We start from the raw sequence: 17090 nt of genomic DNA, 5'->3' as shown, positions 1-17090 counted from the left end.
ATCACAGCCAGTCGCGTCGTTTGAAGATCGTGTAGAGCGCCACGCACACCGCGCCCATGAGCAGGATGGCGAACGGGTAGCCGAACGCCCAGTGCGTCTCGGGCATGAAGTCGAAGTTCATCCCGTAGACGGTGCCGACCAGGGTGGGGGCGAAGAGGATGGCGGCCCAGGCGGAGATCTTCTTGACCTCCTCGCCCTGCTGGATGCTGGCCTCGGTCATCCGGGCCATCTCGGCGTTCTGGGCCTGGGTGACGAGGGTGGAGTTGACGACGAGGATGTTCTGCAGCATCTGGCGGAAGGACGAGATCCGCTCCGTGACGGTGATGGCGTGGTCGGCGGCGTCGCGCAGGTAGCTCTGCAGCTCCTCGGTCACGTCGTACTTGCGCGCCCCCGCGATGAAGCCGTGGATCATGCCGACGAGCGGCGCCGTGGCCCGCTGGAACTCGATCACCTCGCCGGACAGCTCGTACACGCGCCGCGACACCGACGGGTCGCCGCCGAAGACCTGGACCTCGATCTCCTCGATGTCCTTCTGCAGCCCGGCCACCACCGGCGCGTACCCGTCGACGACGGCGTCGAGGATCGCGTACAGGACGGCCTGCGGGCCCTGCCGCAGCAGCTCAGGGTCGGACTCCATGCGCTTGCGGACGGCCTGGAGGTCGGGGGCCTCGGCGTGCCGTACGGTGATCACGAAGTTGGGCCCGACGAAGACGTGCACCTCGCCGAACGCGACCTCCTCCACCTCGTCCAGGTAGCGGGCGGCGCGCAGCACCACGAACAGCGTGTCGCCGTAGCGGTCGGCCTTGGGGCGCTGGGAGCCGACGATGGCGTCCTCCAGCGCCAGCTCGTGCAGCTCGAACTCCTCGCCGAGCTTGACCAGCTCCCACTCCTTCGGCCGGTACAGCCCGATCCAGGCCATGGCGTCCGGCATCTGCTTGAGGCGTTCGAAGGCGTCGGCGAGCGAGCCGGGGTTGTCGACCCGCTCGCCGTCCTGGTAGATGGCGTTGTCGATGACGGTGGGCCGGTAGGGGCGCTCCTCGGCCGCGCGCGGGTCCATCGAGTGTTCTGGCGCCTCCTCGCGTACGTCACCGCTGCGCCTGAACCCCTTGACCCTGGCCATTCGCCCCTCCTTCATCGCCCTATGACGGGCTCATCTCGTCGAGCTGCTGTGTCGCGCGGTCTCTGATGGTCTTGCGCCACATCGGTGTCCATCCGAACAAAAGACCATGTGGCCTGCCAAGTGCCATTTTCGACCATCGACGGAAATCGAATTCGTCGTGGTGGCGAACAATGAGGTCGTCCTCGAACCTGAACAGCGAGTCGATCTCGTTGACGACCTCGCGGCCCGTGCTGTGGAAGGTGTAGCGGGAGGTCCAGTGGGCGGTCGCGGTGAAGTCGTCGGCCGTCACGTCGCGGTAGTCCGACTTCAACCCGTCACGCACGCCGAGCTGCAGCCGCCACATTCTCATCACCCTGTCGCGGCCCTCTACCTCCTGGTAGATGGGGTCGCCGAAGCTCACCTCGGGGTGGTAACAGCGCTCCATGGCCGCGAAATCCGCCCGGCCCAGAGCGTCGTAGAAGGCGCTGATGAGCGCCACGTGCCGATCGTTCACGTCCCCTATCGAATCATGGCCGCGCCGTTGTGCCAGCACACGGCCCGCAACCAGGCGTCCCCCAGATCGAGGCGGGCCAGGGCGTCGAGCTGGTGCGCGTACGCGTACGGGATGGTGGGGAAGTCCGACCCGAGCACCACCTTCCCCGCCAGGCCCAGGTCGAGCAGCGCGGGCCGCAGCCGGGCCGGGAACGGCATGCCCTTTTCGGAGAAGTCGGTGAAGGCCATCGTGGTGTCCAGGGCCACCCGCTCGTAGCGGGCGGCCAGCTCGAAGAACGGGTCGTACTCCGGCATGCCCAGATGCGCGATCACCAGCCGCAGCGCCGGATGCCGGCGCAGCACCGCCCCGACCGGGTCCGCCCCGACGAAGCCGCCGGGCACGGGCACCGAGCTGGCGTGCACCACGACCGGCACCCCGGCCTCCGCCAGCAGGCCCCACACCTCCGTCAGCTCCGCCGCGCGCGGGTCGAAGCCGCCCACCTGCAAGTGCACCTTGAAGATCCGGGCCCCGTCGTCGAGCGCCCGCCGCACGTACGCGGCGACGCCCGGCTCGGGGTAGAAGGTCGCGGACGGCAGGCAGCCCGGGGTGCGGCGGGCGAAGTCCAGGGTCCAGGCGTTGAGGTCGGCGGCCATGTCCGGCCGGTGCGCGTAGGCCAGTGCGGGGAACGTGCGCACGCCCAGCTCGCGCAGCCGGGCGACCCGCTGCTCCACCGGCCACTCGTAGGTGATCGGCCACCCGCCGCCCATCAGCGGCCCGCCGTGGCGGAAGTGGTGCCAGACCCGCCGCTCCATCCGTTCGGGCAGGAAGTGCACGTGCAGGTCGATCAGCCCGGGCAGCCCGAGCCGCGCCCACCAGGCGGGTACGTCGGCGTCACCTGACACGCCGGACGTCACCACGCGGTGATCTCCGGGACGACGTGCTCGGCGACCAGCCGCAGCGCCTCCTTCAGCCGTTCGAAGCGGTCGGCGGTCGGCGGGCCGGGCCCGCGCGTCTCCCTCCGGTACATCACGCCGCTGACCAGCGTGTGCAGTGCAAGGTCCAAGGTGACACTCGATTCAGGAGAGGTTACCCCCAAGATTATCCCCGGGACGCACGCCGGCCGGGTAAGGCGTCTCACCGGCGCAACCCGTCCCAGACAGGATGCCGACCGGTTAGGGTTTCTCCTCGATGGACACGTTCTGGGCCCACCTGATCAAGGTTCAGCCTGACCCCGACCCCTGGGTCGTGGTGGTCTCGGCTCTCGTCGCGCTGGTGATCGTCGGCTTCCGGATGCCCTGGCAGGTGTCCAGAGGGCTGATCACGATCGCCCACGAAGGCGGCCACGCGCTGATGGCGCTGCTCACGCGCCGCAAGCTCGAAGGCATCCGCCTGCACTCCGACACCTCCGGCGTGACCCTGACCAGGGGCAGGCCCACCGGGCCCGGCATGGTCCTGACCGCGCTCGCCGGCTACCTGGCACCCCCGCTGCTCGGGCTCGGCGCCGCCTGGCTGACCGAGCAGGGCCGCATCACGTTACTGATCTGGGGTGTGCTGCTGCTCCTGGTCTGCATGCTGCTGCTGATCCGCAACCTGTACGGCGCGCTGATCCTCCTGGTCACGGGCGGCGCCGTGTTCGCCCTCATCATGTACGCGCCGGCCGACATCCAGCAGATCGTGGCCCTGGTCGCGGTGTGGTTCCTGCTGTTCGGCGGGATCCGGCCGATCTTCGAGCTGCAGTACAAGCGGCGTCGCAGGCAGGCCAGGGACTCCGACGCCGACCAGCTCGCCCGGCTGACGTTCCTGCCCGGCGGGTTCTACGTGTTCTTCTTCCTGCTCGTGTCGCTGACGTCCGTGGTGTTCGGCGCGTACCTCATGAACCCGCTCTAGTCCCGATATTTCGCACTAAACTCCTCAGCAACAGGGGGAGAGTGGAGTGCTGCCAGTCGAGGACGCGCCCGGCTACCGGGTACTCGATCAGGCGGGCCAGGGTGGGTTCGCCGTCGTGTACCGCGCCTACCAGGAACGCCTCGACCGGGTCGTGGCGCTCAAGGTCCTGTCAGTGGACCGGGTGGACCAGCGCACGATGCGCAGGTTCCAGCGCGAACTCCAGCTCACCGGCCGCCTCACCGGCCACCCCAACGTCGTGACCGTCTTCGACACCGGCGTGACCCGCTCCGGCAAGCCGTACATCGCGATGGACTTCTTCGAGAACGGCTCCCTGCGTGACAAGATCCGCAAGGAGGGGCCGCTCCCGCTGCCCGACCTGCTGCGGGCGGGCGTCAAGCTCGCGGGCGCGCTCGCCGCCGTCCACGACGCCGGCGTCCTGCACGGCGACATCAAACCGCAGAACATCCTCATCTCCCGGTACGGCGAGCCCGCGATCGCCGACTTCGGCGTGGCCCGGGTCGTCGACTCCGCCGAGATCTCGGCCACCTCCCAGGCGTTCACCCCGCTGCACGCCGCCCCCGAGGTGCTCACCGGGCAGCCCCACTCGGCCTCGACCGACATCTACTCGCTCGGCTCGACCCTCTACCACCTGCTGGCCGGGCAGCCCGCCTTCCACAACCCGTCCGACCCGTCGATCGCGCCGCTGATGTACCGGGTGCTCAGCCTGGAGCCGCCGCCGATCAACCGGCCCGACGTGCCGGGGGTGGTGTTCGAGACGATCGTGCGGGCGATGTCCAAGCAGCCGCAGACGCGGTACGGGTCGGCGCGCGAGCTCGCCCGGCACCTCCAGGGCTTGCAGGCGCGGCTCGGCCTGCCGGTCACGGACCTGGTCGGCCAGGACGCCGCCCCACCGCCGGTCCCGTCCGCGCACACCCCGTTCCCGAGCACCGGCCACCACCTACCGCCGGCAGGCGGCCAGCACCTCCCCACACCAGGCCAGCACCTCCCCACACCAGGCCAGCACCTCCCCACACCAGGCCAGCACCTCCCCACACCAGGCCAGCACCTCTCCGCGCCAGCCCAGCAGCCGCCTGCGCCAGGCCGGCACCTTCCCGGCGCCCAGCCCGGCGCCCAGCCCGGCACCCACGTGCCCGCCCCGCCCGCCCCCACCATCCCCCCGGCCCCCGGCCCTTCCCGCACCGGCAAGCTCATCCTGATCGGCGGCGCCACCGCCGCCGTGGTGATCGCGGGCACGGCCGCGGCCGTCCACCTCTCGATGCGTCCCCCCACCTCGCCCCGGACGACGCCCACCACCACGCCCACCGCTCAGCAGCCCATCGGCAAGGAGCAGGTGGCCGCCCTGGCCCCCCGCCAGGTCAAGGTGACCGCCGACCAGGGCGCCCTGGTGGAACTCCGCTGGTCACTCCCGGCGGGCGCCCGCGACTACCCCGTGGTCGTCCAGCACTCCCCGGTCAAGAAGGGCGAACAGGCCATCACCCCCCTGTCCCAGGGCGCCACCTCGACCCGCGTCACCGGCCTGGACCCGGACACCGGCTACTGCTTCCTGGTAGGCGTCCCGCTGCGCATCTCGGAGAGCTCCACGGTCGCCTGGTCGAAGCCGGCCTGCATCAGGGGCGCCGTGGCCAGGTCAACCCAGTAGCTTGCGCGCCGCCTGCTCGATCTCCTCCTCCGACAGCAGCACGTGGTCGGCCGCCCTGCCGAGAGGGATGAAGCTGTCGGACGAGGTGACCCGCCCGATCTTCCCGGTGAACCCGGCGTCGAGCAGCTCGGCCACAACCCCCTCGGAGACGGCGCCGCTGTGCCGGGTCTCGTCGGCGATGAGCACGTTCCCGGTCAGCTCGGCCGAGCGCAGCAGGTCGTCGATCGGCAGGGGCGCCAGCCAGCGCAGGTCGAGGACGCGGCACCCGTACCCCTCCTGGGTGAGCCGCACCGCGGCCCGCAGGCTCATCCGCACCCCGTTGCCGAACGTCACGATCGTCAGGTCGCGCCCGTCGCCGTAGGAGCGCGCCCGTCCGATCGGCACGTGCGTCTCCGCCCAGCGGGCGGGCGGCGCGTACGGCGCCAGCCACCCTCCGTCGCCCGCGTCGAACAGGTCGCGCGTGTGGTAGAGCGCGATCGGCTCCAGGAACACGCAGACGGACCCCGAGGTTCGCGCCGCCGCCAGGCAGGTGCGCAGCATCGAGGAGGCGTCGTCGGGACGCGCGGGCGAGGCGATGACCAGCCCGGGGATGTCACGCAGCGCGGCCACCGCGTTGTCGTTGTGGAAGTGCCCGCCGAACCCCTTCTGGTAGGCGTAGCCGGCCACCCGCACCACCATTGGGTTGGTGTAGGCGCCGCGCGAGAAGAACGACAGCGTGGCCGCCTCCCCGCGGATCTGGTCGAGCGCGTTGTGCAGGTACGCCAGGTACTGGATCTCGGGCACCGGCAGCAGCTTCGACACGCCCGCCCCGAGCGCCAGCCCGAGGACGGCCTGCTCGTCGAGCAGCGTGTCGAACACCCGCCCCGCCCCGAACCGCTTCTGCAGCCCGCGTGTCACGCCGTACACGCCGCCCTTCTTGGCGACGTCCTCGCCGAACACCGTCATCTCCGGATAGACGGCCAGCGCGTCGGCGAGCGTGCGGTTGATGGCCTGCGACAGCGTCATCGGCTTGTCGTCCTCGGGCAGCGCCCCGGCGAACGCCTTCTCCCTGACCGCCGCCGTGGCCGCCATCGGGCTGATCTTGGCGATCAGGTCCGGCTTGCGGGGCGCGATCGGCTCCATGATCTCCTTGGCGGAGCTCAGCCGCGGGCTGCGCGCCGCCTCCTCGGCGATCTTCAGGACGTGCTCGCGCGCCGACTCGTACCTCTTGAGCAGCTCGCCGGGCGTGATCAGCCCGGCCTCCACCAGCAGGGCGGCGGTCCGCACCAGCGGGTCGCGCTCCAGGTCGGCCCTGATCTCGCGCTGCGTGCGGTACGCCGACTCGACGTCGGACCCGGCGTGCCCCATCAGCCGCACCGTCGACAGGTGCAGGAAGACCGGCGAACGCCGCTCCCGTACGTGCCGGACCGCCTCGGCCGCGGCGTCGTACGCGGCGGCCAGGTCGCAGCCGTCGGCGGCGATGTACTCGATGCCGGGCCGCCGCGCGGCCGCCTCCACCCAGCCCCTGGGGGTGCGCACGCTGATGCCGATGCCGTTGTCCTCGCACACGAACAGCAGCGGCAGCGGCTGCCCCTGGAAGGTGGCGTAGGCGGCGGTGTTGAGCCCGGACAGGGCGCTGGCGTGGTTGATCGAGGCGTCGCCGAAGCTGCACACCGCCACCGCGTCGGCCGGCCACGCGCCGGACACGCCCAGCGCACGGGCCCGCTCGATGGCGAACGCCACGCCGACGGCCCTCGGCAGGTGGCTGGCGATCGTGGAGGTCTGCGGGATGACGGCCAGGTCGGGGTGGCCGAACACCTTGTGCCTGCCGCCCGCGATGGGCTCGTCGGCGGCGGCGCTCAGGCCCTTCAGCACATCGCGGATGCCCTGCTCCGGCACCCGGCCCGCCTGCTCGGACCTGGTCAGGTAGAACGCACCCGAACGGTAGTGCAGCAGCGCCGGGTCGGTGGGCCGCAGGGCGGCGGCGACGGCCGCGTTTCCCTCGTGACCGGCGGAGCCGATCGTGTAGTAGCCCTCGTCGCGCTCGCGCAGCCAGCGGGCCGCGATGTCCAGCAGCCTGCTGTCGAGCTGGCGCCAGAAGAGCGAACGGCACTGCTCCCCGGTCAGGGACGTGCCCTCGCGGACCGGGGACCCCGGATCTCGCGCGGGGCCCGCCTCGATCGTCGAAACCGTCTCGGTGAAATGAGTCTCAACTGTGTCGCGCGCCACAGCATCGATTATGTCTTTGATCGGCCCCGACGTCTGCCGGACGCCGGCGACATGTTGTGGACCGGTCCTCTTGACCCTGATCGATAACTGTTTGTCAGAAATCACAACTTCACCGGCGGCATGCACGTCTACTTGTAGTGCACACGTGGCACCCTCAATGCCGCGTTGAACCACTGGGGTCTCCAGAAAGGAACCCGCATGTTACAACGCATCCGTGTCGCCGCCCTCGCCTTCGTGCTCGGCATCTCCGGGGCGATCGCCCTGGGCACGCCCGCAGCGTCGGCGGCCCCCACCCCCACCATCACCAAGGTCGAGCTCAGCCCGGCCGCGCCCGTCGTCGTCTTCGACAGCGATGTCAGCGTCACGTTCACCTTCACCACCACGAACGCGACCAAGGCCGGCCTCAAGCTCAACGGTGACACCGTCAACGTCACGTCCACGCAGGTCACCGGCGGCCTGAAGTGGACGGGCAGCAAGTCCTTCGGCCCGGGCGCCGTCGGCAAGTGGAACTACGCCGCCACCGCCTCGGGCGACGGCGGGGAGGTCACCCAGTCCGGCTCGTTCGAGGTCGTCAGGGCACTCACCACCAAGTTCGGTGACTTCGACGCCAGCCCGGACCTCGTCGACAAGGGCGACACCATCCGGGTCAACGGCCGCCTCCTCGCCGACGGCAAGGGCTACGACGGCCAGAGCGTCTCCATCACCTTCCGCGAGCGCGGCTCGGACGACTACGGCCAGGTCGCCAAGGTGACCACCGGTCGCGGCGGCTGGTTCGGCGCCCGCGTCCAGGCCAACGCCACCGGCTGGTGGCGCGCCGAGTTCGCGGCCACCGCCACCGCCAGGGCCTCCGTCAGCGACGCCGACAGGGTGGACGTCAAGCGCGCCAACCTCGCCAGCCGCATCGCCGGCTTCGACGCCGCCCCTGAGCCGGTCGACAAGGGCGACACGCTCTCCTTCTCCGGCGCCCTGCGCGTCGAGGACCGCGGCGGCCTCGCCGGCCAGCGCGTGTCGATCTTCTTCAAGGCGGACGGCTCGGACCGCTGGGAGTACGTCACCAGCGACATCACCGGCCGCCACGGCCGCTTCAGCGCCTCCGCCGCGGCCGTCACCTCCGGCTGGTGGCGCGCCGAGTACCGCGGCACGCGCGGCGTCAACGGCACCGTCAGCCGGGCCGACTGGGTGAAGGTCGACCAGCCCGCCCCGCCTCCGGCGGAGAAGGCGGACACGCGGCTGATCAAGTTCAACGCCTACCCTGAGCCGGTCAAGCGCGGCAGGTACCTGAAGTTCAAGGGGCTGCTGCAGATCGACGACGAAGGCTCGTGGGAGGGGTACTCGGGCAAGGTGGCGCTGTTCTTCAAGCCGCTGGGGTCCAAGAAGTGGCAGTTCGTGAAGACGACCTCGTCCGGGGACAGCGGGCGGCTCTACACCAAGGCCAGGGCCTGGAAGTCGGGGCACTGGAAGTTCGTGTTCCGCGGGGATGCGGACACCTATGGTGATCACAGTCGTACGGACTACGTGCGGGTGAAGCGCTGATCGTCCGAGTGACGGAACCGAGGCCCGGGGGGCACCCTCCCCGGGCCTCGGTTCTGTGTGGATCAGTGCTGCCGGGCGTCGCTCAGCTTGGCGTCGATGCCGACGAGGAGGGTCTCGAGCCGGTCGAAGCGCTGGTCGTGTGCGTTGAGGCGTTCGTCGATGCCCATGAGGCGTTCGTCGATGCCCATGAGGCGTTCGTCGACGGTGCTGAGGCGTTCGTCGACGGTGCTGAGGCGTTCGTCGACGGTGTTGAAGCGTTCGTCGACGGTGTTGAAGCGTTCGTCGACGGTGTTGAAGCGTTCGTCGACGGTGCTGAAGCGTTCGTCGACCATGCTGAAGCGTTCGGTGACGGCGGCGAAGCCTTCCCTCATCTCGGCCCTGATGGCACTGCACTCGTGCTCGATCTTGGCGTTGATGTTCTTCCCGACCTCGCTGATGCGCGTGTACTGCGCATCGAAGCGGGCGGCGATGCTCAGCTTGGGCACGCCACTCACAGTAGCTCCTTCCAACGCCTCAACCCTGGCTTCCAGGTCAAGGTACTTCTCTTTGAGATCCAACATCGGATGCTCCTATGCTCGGAGGGAGAAGGGGACGAGCCGCGCGGCACATCCGGAAAGCTACCCTCCGTACAAGATCGACCGCAGGCGGATACGTAAACAGAACCTAGACCTACTCGGCCTTCCTGAACTGCAGCACGGCCACCCCCAGCAAAACCGCCCCCAGCCCCGCCACGATCCCCAGCTCAAGCGCCACCGGCACCTGGAAGTCCCCGAACCACCGCACCCCCGGATTGAGCACCGCCTCGGCCACCGCCGGCACATCGAGGTAGGCGAAGACGGCCTGCCGCATCGGATCCACCGCGTACGTCATCGGATTGACCACCGTGAGCACGTGCAGCCACGAAGGCAGGTTGGCGAGCGGGAACATCGCCCCCGACAGGAACATCATCGGCATGATCGCCATCTGCATGAGCCCGAAGAACGTCTGCATGTTCTTCATCCGGGCGGCCAGCGTCACCCCGAAGGCGGTGATGGTGAACGCCGCCAGGAACATCTCCAGCAGCAGCGTGACGATCAGCCCGGGCGCGTACGGCACCCCCACCAGCCCCGCCATGGCCACGATGACGACGCCCTGCCCGACGGCCACGACGGCGCCGCCGAGGCACTTGCCGACCACGATGGCGCTGCGGGAGACGGGGGCGACGAGCATCTCGCGCAGGAAGCCGAACTCGCGGTCCCACACGATGGACCCGGCCGAGAACATGGCCGTCATGATCACGGTCATGGAGATCATGCCCGGGTACATGAAGGTCCGGTAGTCGACGCCGGGGATCGAGCCCCGTACCAGCGACCCCAGCCCCGTCCCCATGACGAACAGCCACAGCACGGGCTGGACGAGCATGGACAGCATGCGGGTGCGGTCGTTGACGAACCGCAGCATCTCGCGGTGCAGCACGATCTTGACGGCCCGGAGGTCGTGCCCGGCGCTGCGGGCCGGGACCCGGACGCTGATGGCCTCTGTCGCCACGGCTATCGCCTCGCCATCGCTCTCATCCACGTCGTCATGTTGTCGGCGCCCGCCTCGGCGTCGCGGATCGTGGAGCCGGTGTAGGACATGAACACGTCGTCGAGGGACGGCCGCGAGACGCTGACGGAGGTGATCGGCATGCCGAGCTCGGCGAACAGGCGGGGCACGAACTCCTCGCCGGAGGCCACGGCGAACGTGACCGCGCCCTCGTGCACGGCCGCCTCCAGCCCGAACCGCTCCCGCAGGGCCTTGATGGCGGCGGTGTCGTCGGCGGTCTGGATCTGTACGCGGTCCTTGCCGACGCTGGCCTTGAGCGCCTCCGGCGAGTCGATGACGACGAGCTCGCCGTGGTCGACGATGGCGATCCGGTCGCAGTACTCGGCCTCGTCCATGTAGTGCGTGGTCATGAAGATGGTGATGTCCTCGACCAGGCGGAGCTGGTTGATGTAGCCCCAGATGGCCGAGCGGGTCTGCGGGTCGAGGCCGACGGTGGGCTCGTCCAGGAAGAGCACGCGCGGCGAGTGCAGCAGGCCGCGCGCGATCTCCAGCCGCCGTTTCATGCCGCCGGAGAACGTGTTCACCTTGGCGTCCTTGCGGTCCCAGAGCGCGACCATCTCCATGACCTTGCGGATCCGGTCGCCGACGGCGGCCTTGGGCACGCCGTACAGCTCGGCGTGGAAGCGCAGGTTCTGCTCGGCGCTGAGGTAGCCGTCGAGGGTGGGGTCCTGGAAGACGAGGCCGATGTTCCTGCGCACCTCGTCGCGCGCCTTGACCACGTCGTGCCCGGCCACCGTGGCGCTGCCGCCCGTGGGGTTGACCAGGGTGCAGAGCATGCTGATGGTGGTGGTCTTGCCGGCGCCGTTCGGGCCGAGGAACCCGAAGACCTCGCCGGGACGCACCTCGAAGTCGACGCCCTTGACGGCCTCGACCTTCCCGTACGCCTTCCGCAACCCGCGTACGGACACCGCCGCGTCCGCGGGCATCTAGTCCTCCGCGAGGATCTGGAAGACGGACTTGCGGGTCTGCTTGATCAGTTTCTTGGCCTCGGCGAGCTGCCGTTCGCCGCCGGTGCGGACCAGGTGGCCGAAGGCCTCGTTGAGCTGGGCCCACAGCAGGCGCAGCTCGTGGTGGTCGTCGGGGACGGTGCGGGCCACCTCGTCCCAGGGCGCCTCCCGCGCGTGCCTGGCGGCCTGGGCGCGGCCCTGCTCGGTCAGCCGGTACGTACGGCTCCCGCCCGCCTCGTCCCCGGTGACGAGTCCTTCGTCCTCCAGTTGCTGCAGCGCCGGATAGACCGAGCCGGGGCTGGGCCGCCACACGCCGCGGCTGCGTTCCTCGATGTCCTGGATCATCTGGTAGCCGTTCTGCGGCCCTTCGTGGAGGAGGGCCAGCAGGGCCGCTCTGACGTCGCCGCGGCGGATGCGGGGCGCGGCCTGCTCCCAGTGGACGACGTGGTGGGGCGGGGGTGGCGGGCCGGGAGGGAAGGGGCCGGGGAAGGGAGGTGGTGGCGGGGACAGGGGGGCGTCCCAGTAGTCGGGATGGTCGTGCATGATCGCCTCCAACTATCGAGATATTGTGACGATATATCTAGATAGTTGAGCCAACAAGGCGGTCACACGAAGTTAATGAGCCTTAACGAGCGCAGGCGGCGATGGCCGCGCGGGCCATCGTGTGCAGCAGCGGGCGCATGTCCTGCGCGGGCAGCTCGCCCGCGCTGTGCGGGGTCGAGTTCAGCAGGCCGAACACCGCGTGCGTGGCCGCGCGCAGCCGCGCCGCGGGGCAGGCGGGGTGCAGCTCCGCCAGCACCGTCACCCACTCCTCGACGTAGAGCCGCTGCAGCCGCCTGATCTGCCGGCGGGCGGGCTCCGGCACGTTGCCCAGCTCCCTGTCGTGCACGGTGATCAGCGCCGGATGGTCCGTCGCGAACGTGATCTGCACGTCGAGCAGGGCGTCGAGGGTCTCCTCCGGGCCTGCCGAGCGGGTCACGACGGCGACGGCCGACTCGCGCAGCCGGGAGCTGATGTCGAGCAGCATCTCCGACAGCAGCGCGTCCTTGCCGTCGAAGTGGCGGTACAGGGCCGGCCCTGAGACGCCGACCGCGGCGCCGATGTCCTCGATCGAGACGCCGTGGAAACCGCGCGCCGCGAACAGCCGGGCGGCCGCCTCCAGAATCTCCGCGCGCCTGTTGCGCCGGCTGCGGGTAGGGGTGTCAGAGGCGGTGGTCACGTCTCACATGCTAGACGATGACGTTAATGGTGACTAACATCTGGTGTCATGAGGAGCGACTGGCCGGTGCTGAAGACGGCTGTGGAGCCCGGGAGCGAGGCGTACAAGAGCAACGCCGAGCTCAACGAGCGGCTGTCCGCCGAGCTGCTGGAACGCCTCGCGACCGCCGCGCTCGGCGGCCCCGAGCGGTCGCGGCAGCGGCACGTCGAGCGGGGCAAGCTGCTGCCGCGTGACCGCGTCGACGGCCTGCTCGACCCCGGCTCCCGCTTCCTGGAGCTGTCGCCGCTGGCCGCGAACGGGCTCTACGACGACCAGGCCCCCGCCGCCGGCATCATCACCGGCGTCGGCCGCGTCTCGGGGCGCGAATGCGTGATCGTGGCCAACGACGCCACCGTCAAGGGCGGCACCTACTATCCGATCACCGTCAAGAAGCACCTGCGCGCGCAGGAGGTGGCGCTGCACAATCGCCTGCCCTGCGTCTACCTCGTCGACTCGGGTGGAGCGTTCCTGCCCCGCCAGGACGAGGTGTTCCCCGACCGCGAGCACTTCGGCCGCATCTTCTACAACCAGGCCACGATGTCCGCGCGCGGCATCCCGCAGATCGCCGCCGTGCTCGGCTCGTGCACGGCGGGCGGCGCGTACGTGCCCGCGATGAGCGACGAGGCGGTCATCGTGCGCGGCCAGGGCACGATCTTCCTGGGCGGCCCGCCCCTGGTGAAGGCGGCCACCGGCGAGGAGGTCAGCGCCGAGGAGCTGGGCGGCGGCGACCTGCACGCCCGCGTCAGCGGCGTCACCGACCACCTGGCCGAGGACGACGCGCACGCCCTGGCCATCGTCCGCGACATCGTCTCCACGCTGGCCCCGCGCGCCGGACGCCCCTGGGAGACGATCGCGCCCGAGCCGCCCCGCCACGACCCGCGCGACCTGTACGGCCTCGTGCCCGCCGACACCAGGCAGCCGTACGACGTGCGCGAGGTGATCGCCAGGATCGCCGACGGCTCCCGCTTCCTGGAGTTCAAGGCCGAGTACGGCTCGACGCTCGTCACCGGCTTCGCCCACGTCCACGGCCACCCGGTGGGCGTCCTGGCCAACAACGGCATCCTGTTCAGCGAGTCGGCGATGAAGGGCGCGCACTTCATCGAGCTGTGCGACCAGCGCCGCATCCCGCTGCTGTTCCTGCAGAACATCAGCGGCTTCATGGTCGGCAAGGCGTACGAGGCGGGCGGCATCGCCAAGCACGGCGCCAAGATGGTGACGGCGGTGTCGTGCGCCCGCGTGCCGAAGTTCACGGTGGTGATCGGCGGCTCGTTCGGCGCGGGCAACTACGCGATGGCCGGGCGGGCGTACTCGCCCCGGTTCCTGTGGATGTGGCCGAACGCGCGCATCTCCGTCATGGGCGGCGAGCAGGCCGCGAACGTCCTCACCACGGTCGGCGACGCCGACCCCGACGCGATCCGCGCCCAGTACGAGCACCAGGGCAACCCCTACTACTCCACGGCCAGGCTCTGGGACGACGGTGTGATCGACCCGCTCGACACCCGCACGGTCCTCGGCCTGGCGCTGTCCGCGGCGGCCAACGCGCCGCTCGAACCCGCCGGTTACGGCGTCTTCCGGATGTGACGCATGCTGTTCGACCGTGTTCTGATCGCCAACAGGGGCGAGATCGCCGTACGGATCGCGCGCACCCTGCGCAGGCTCGGCATCACGTCCGTGGCCGTGCACACGCCGTCCGACGCGGACGCCAGGCACGTCCGCGAGGCCGACCTCGCCCTTGAGGTGCCGCGTTACCTGGACGCCGAGGCCATGGTCGGCGCGGCGCTGGCCGCGGGGGCGCGGGCCGTGCACCCCGGCTACGGCTTCCTCGCCGAGAACGCCGCGTTCGCCCGGCTCTGCGCCGAGGCGGGCGTGGTGTTCGTCGGGCCGCCCGCCGGCGCCATCGACGCGATGGGCGACAAGATCCGCGCCAAGGCCACCGTGTCCGCCGCCGGGGTGCCCGTCGTGCCAGGCGCGGCCGAGCCGGGCCTGGAGGGCTGGCGCGACTTCCCCGCCCTGATCAAGCCGTCCGCGGGCGGCGGGGGCAAGGGCATGGTGCTGGTACGGTCGGCGGCCGGGCTGCCCGAAGCCCTGGAGTCGGCGCGGCGCACGGCGCGGGCCGCGTTCGGCGACGGCACCCTGCTGATCGAGCGGTACGTCGAGAACCCCCGCCACATCGAGATCCAGGTCCTGGCCGACACCCACGGCAACGTCGTGCACCTGGGCGAGCGCGAGTGCAGCCTCCAGCGCAGGCACCAGAAGATCATCGAGGAGGCGCCGTCGCCGTTCGTCTCGGTGGACACGCGGGCCCGCATGGGCGCGGCGGCGGTGGAGGCCGCCCGCTCGGTCGGGTACGTGGGGGCGGGCACGGTCGAGTTCATCGTGGACGGCGCCAGCGGGGCCTACCACTTCATGGAGATGAACACCCGGCTGCAGGTCGAGCATCCGGTCACCGAGCTGGTGACGGGGCTGGACCTGGTGGAGCTGCAACTGCGGGTGGCGGCGGGCGAGGCGCTGCCGTTCGGGCAGGAGGACGTGCGGCTCGACGGGCACGCCGTGGAGGCCAGGGTGTACGCGGAGGACCCGGCGCGCGGCTTCCTGCCGACGGGCGGCCGGGTGCTGGCGCTGCGGGAACCCGCCCGTGACGCCGTGCGGGTGGACTCCGGGCTGGTGGCGGGCGGCGTCGTCGGCAGCGAGTTCGACCCCATGCTGTCGAAGGTCATCGCCTGGGCGCCCGACCGGCGGACGGCGTTCGCGACGCTGGACAGGGCGCTGGCGGAGACGGCCGTCCTCGGCGTCGTGACCAACATCCCGTTCCTGCGCGCCCTGGCCGCCCACCCGTCCGTCGTGGCGGGCGAGCTGGACACCGGCCTGGTCGAGCGCGCCTCGCCCGACCTGGTGATGGACGCGGCGCCCCCCGCGGAGGTCCTGGCCGCGGCGGCGCTGGTCTTCCACGCCATGCCGCAGGGCGACGACCCGTGGCAGGTCACCGACGGGTGGCGGATCGGGGAGCGGGCCTGGACGACGTGGCGGCTGGAGTCCAGGGACGGCGTGCACCCGATCCAGGTCCGCGGCCTGCCGGAGGAGTCCGCTGACGTCCTGATCGACGGCGCGGCGGTGCCCGCGCGCATCAGGCCGGGCGCCGACCTGACCGTCACGCTCGGCGGGCGCACCGCCCGCTACCTCTGCGCACGCGACGGCGACACCCTCTGGCTCGGACGGGACGGCGCGTCCTGGACGTTCACCCGCCACCTCATCGGCGACCCAGGAGACCGCGCCGGAGCGGCGGCGGCGGCCGACGGCGTGGTCAGGAGCCCCATGCCCGGCACCGTCCTGGTGGTCAAGACGCAGCAGGGCGAACGGGTGAGCCAGGGCCAGCCGCTGCTCATCGTGGAGGCCATGAAGATGGAGCACACGGTCACGGCCCCGCACGACGGCGTCGTCTCCGAGCTGTCCGCGCGGGCCGGCCAGCCGGTCGACATGGACGCCGTCCTGGCCGTCGTAACGAGCGAGGAGGCGTGATGCCGTACCCCATGGAAGGTCTTCCGCACCAGGTCACGATCTACGAGGTCGGCCCGCGCGACGGCCTGCAGAACGAGTCCGCGGTCATCCCCGTCGAGGTGAAGGCCGCGTTCATCGAACGGCTCGCCGACGCGGGGCACAAGGTGATCGAGGCGACCAGCTTCGTGCACCCGAAGTGGGTGCCGCAGCTCGCGGACGCCGACCAGCTCCTCGCCAGGCTGCACAGGAAGCCCGGCGTGCGCTACCCCGTGCTCGTGCCGAACCTGCGCGGCCTCGATCGCGCCCTCGACCTGGGCGTGGACGAGATCGCCATCTTCGCCAGCGCCACCGAGACGTTCGCCGCCAAGAACCTGAACCGCAGCCTGGAGAGCCAGTTCGAGATGTTCGAGCCGGTCGTGGCCAGGGCGCTGGACAACGGGATCAAGGTGCGCGCGTACGTGTCGATGTGCTTCGGCGACCCTTGGGAGGGGCCAACGCCGATCGGGCAGGTCGTCCAGGTCGGCGAGCGGCTGCTCGGGCTGGGCTGCTACGAGCTGTCGCTCGGCGACACGATCGGCGTCGGCACGCCCGGCCACGTCACCGCGCTGATCGAGGCCTTCCGTACGCCGGAGCGGCTGGCCGTGCACTTCCACGACACCTACGGACAGGCGCTGTCCAACACCCTGGCAGCGCTGAGATCGGGCGTCACCACCATCGACGCCTCCACGGGCGGCATCGGCGGCTGCCCGTACGCCGACTCCGCCACCGGCAACCTGGCCACCGAGGACCTGGTCTGGATGCTGCGCGGGCTCGGCATCGAGACCGGCCTCGACCTGGGCAAGCTCGTGTCCACCAGCGCCTGGCTGGCGGAGCTGCTCGGCAGGCCCAGCCCGTCCCGCGTCGTACAGGCGCTTTCGAAAGGCTGA

16 protein-coding genes are annotated in these 17090 nt (G+C 70.6%); 6 read left to right on the top strand and 10 right to left on the bottom strand.

Translation table 11 applies throughout. The features are described from left to right. Window position 1: 1 nt before the first annotated feature. The 4 genes from FXF51_RS10095 to FXF51_RS60690 are packed head-to-tail and all read right to left on the bottom strand — an operon-like array spanning window position 2 to window position 2655. Window positions 2-1120, bottom strand: a complete 1119-nt coding sequence (locus FXF51_RS10095; protein WP_148434008.1) for a magnesium and cobalt transport protein CorA — start codon at window positions 1118-1120, stop codon at window positions 2-4. A 19-nt stretch (window positions 1121-1139) separates the two neighbouring features. Further along, window positions 1140-1598 carry a nuclear transport factor 2 family protein gene (locus FXF51_RS10090; RefSeq protein ID WP_262379391.1) on the bottom strand — a complete coding sequence of 153 codons (459 nt, stop codon included), beginning with the start codon at window positions 1596-1598 and terminating at the stop codon, window positions 1140-1142. 20 nt (window positions 1599-1618) lie between these two features. Continuing rightward, complete coding sequence (locus FXF51_RS10085) at window positions 1619-2494, bottom strand: amidohydrolase family protein (RefSeq protein WP_262379390.1); 876 nt, start codon at window positions 2492-2494, stop codon at window positions 1619-1621. An 8-nt stretch (window positions 2495-2502) separates the two neighbouring features. After that, a complete protein-coding gene (locus tag FXF51_RS60690; RefSeq protein ID WP_187414287.1) occupies window positions 2503-2655 on the bottom strand; it encodes a hypothetical protein in 153 nt (50 codons plus the stop codon). 125 nt (window positions 2656-2780) lie between these two features. Here FXF51_RS60690 and FXF51_RS10080 point away from each other — a divergent pair, with 125 nt between their 5' ends. After that, the gene (locus FXF51_RS10080) at window positions 2781-3479 is read left to right on the top strand and encodes a M50 family metallopeptidase (RefSeq protein ID WP_148434006.1); all 699 of its coding nucleotides are present in this window, start codon (window positions 2781-2783) and stop codon (window positions 3477-3479) included. 46 nt (window positions 3480-3525) lie between these two features. Further along, a complete protein-coding gene (locus tag FXF51_RS10075) occupies window positions 3526-5139 on the top strand; it encodes a serine/threonine-protein kinase (RefSeq protein ID WP_148434005.1) in 1614 nt (537 codons plus the stop codon). Here the strand turns inward: FXF51_RS10075 and FXF51_RS10070 are convergent. Beyond that, window positions 5128-7347: a thiamine pyrophosphate-dependent enzyme gene (locus tag FXF51_RS10070; RefSeq protein ID WP_148434004.1), complete on the bottom strand. Its 2220-nt coding sequence runs from the start codon at window positions 7345-7347 to the stop codon at window positions 5128-5130. The two genes, FXF51_RS10075 and FXF51_RS10070, sit on opposite strands and share 12 nt — an antisense overlap. Before the next feature lie 198 nt (window positions 7348-7545). On the opposite strand from FXF51_RS10070, the gene FXF51_RS10065 reads away from it, so the two are divergent. Then, a complete protein-coding gene (locus FXF51_RS10065; RefSeq protein ID WP_148434003.1) occupies window positions 7546-8880 on the top strand; it encodes a hypothetical protein in 1335 nt (444 codons plus the stop codon). A 62-nt stretch (window positions 8881-8942) separates the two neighbouring features. On the opposite strand, the gene FXF51_RS10060 is transcribed toward FXF51_RS10065, so the two are convergent. The 5 genes from FXF51_RS10060 to FXF51_RS10040 form a co-directional block, all read right to left on the bottom strand. After that, the gene (locus FXF51_RS10060; protein ID WP_148434002.1) at window positions 8943-9440 is read right to left on the bottom strand and encodes a hypothetical protein; all 498 of its coding nucleotides are present in this window, start codon (window positions 9438-9440) and stop codon (window positions 8943-8945) included. A 109-nt stretch (window positions 9441-9549) separates the two neighbouring features. Next, window positions 9550-10437 carry an ABC transporter permease gene (locus tag FXF51_RS10055; protein ID WP_262379389.1) on the bottom strand — a complete coding sequence of 296 codons (888 nt, stop codon included), beginning with the start codon at window positions 10435-10437 and terminating at the stop codon, window positions 9550-9552. Next, complete coding sequence (locus tag FXF51_RS10050; RefSeq protein ID WP_148434001.1) at window positions 10410-11390, bottom strand: ATP-binding cassette domain-containing protein; 981 nt, start codon at window positions 11388-11390, stop codon at window positions 10410-10412. The genes FXF51_RS10055 and FXF51_RS10050 overlap by 28 nt, the downstream gene beginning before the upstream one ends. Then, a complete protein-coding gene (locus FXF51_RS10045) occupies window positions 11391-11954 on the bottom strand; it encodes a PadR family transcriptional regulator (protein ID WP_148434000.1) in 564 nt (187 codons plus the stop codon). An 82-nt stretch (window positions 11955-12036) separates the two neighbouring features. Then, a complete protein-coding gene (locus tag FXF51_RS10040; RefSeq protein ID WP_148433999.1) occupies window positions 12037-12630 on the bottom strand; it encodes a TetR/AcrR family transcriptional regulator in 594 nt (197 codons plus the stop codon). A gap of 48 nt (window positions 12631-12678) precedes the next feature. Between FXF51_RS10040 and FXF51_RS10035 the strand changes: the two genes are divergently transcribed. Genes FXF51_RS10035 through FXF51_RS10025 form a run of 3 tightly spaced genes read left to right on the top strand, consistent with a single transcriptional unit; the run spans window position 12679 to window position 17090 of the window. Beyond that, window positions 12679-14250: a carboxyl transferase domain-containing protein gene (locus FXF51_RS10035; RefSeq protein WP_148433998.1), complete on the top strand. Its 1572-nt coding sequence runs from the start codon at window positions 12679-12681 to the stop codon at window positions 14248-14250. A 3-nt stretch (window positions 14251-14253) separates the two neighbouring features. Beyond that, window positions 14254-16185 carry an acetyl/propionyl/methylcrotonyl-CoA carboxylase subunit alpha gene (locus FXF51_RS10030; protein WP_187414286.1) on the top strand — a complete coding sequence of 644 codons (1932 nt, stop codon included), beginning with the start codon at window positions 14254-14256 and terminating at the stop codon, window positions 16183-16185. Continuing rightward, window positions 16185-17090, top strand: a complete 906-nt coding sequence (locus FXF51_RS10025) for a hydroxymethylglutaryl-CoA lyase (RefSeq protein ID WP_148433997.1) — start codon at window positions 16185-16187, stop codon at window positions 17088-17090. The genes FXF51_RS10030 and FXF51_RS10025 overlap by 1 nt, the downstream gene beginning before the upstream one ends.

Source organism: Nonomuraea sp. PA05, from assembly GCF_008086045.1.
GTDB lineage: Bacteria > Actinomycetota > Actinomycetes > Streptosporangiales > Streptosporangiaceae > Nonomuraea > Nonomuraea monospora.
This window is presented reverse-complemented; position numbering and strand designations above follow the sequence as displayed.

Coding starts and splice junctions, on each gene's coding strand:
- FXF51_RS10080 (WP_148434006.1), top strand. CDS start 2,781: ATGGACACGTTCTGGGCCCACCTGATCAAGGTTCAGCCTGACCCCGAC.
- FXF51_RS10045 (WP_148434000.1), bottom strand. CDS start 11,954: ATGCACGACCATCCCGACTACTGGGACGCCCCCCTGTCCCCGCCACCA.
- FXF51_RS10030 (WP_187414286.1), top strand. CDS start 14,254: ATGCTGTTCGACCGTGTTCTGATCGCCAACAGGGGCGAGATCGCCGTA.
- FXF51_RS10035 (WP_148433998.1), top strand. CDS start 12,679: ATGAGGAGCGACTGGCCGGTGCTGAAGACGGCTGTGGAGCCCGGGAGC.
- FXF51_RS10060 (WP_148434002.1), bottom strand. CDS start 9,440: ATGTTGGATCTCAAAGAGAAGTACCTTGACCTGGAAGCCAGGGTTGAG.
- FXF51_RS10095 (WP_148434008.1), bottom strand. CDS start 1,120: ATGGCCAGGGTCAAGGGGTTCAGGCGCAGCGGTGACGTACGCGAGGAG.
- FXF51_RS10065 (WP_148434003.1), top strand. CDS start 7,546: ATGTTACAACGCATCCGTGTCGCCGCCCTCGCCTTCGTGCTCGGCATC.
- FXF51_RS10025 (WP_148433997.1), top strand. CDS start 16,185: ATGCCGTACCCCATGGAAGGTCTTCCGCACCAGGTCACGATCTACGAG.
- FXF51_RS10050 (WP_148434001.1), bottom strand. CDS start 11,390: ATGCCCGCGGACGCGGCGGTGTCCGTACGCGGGTTGCGGAAGGCGTAC.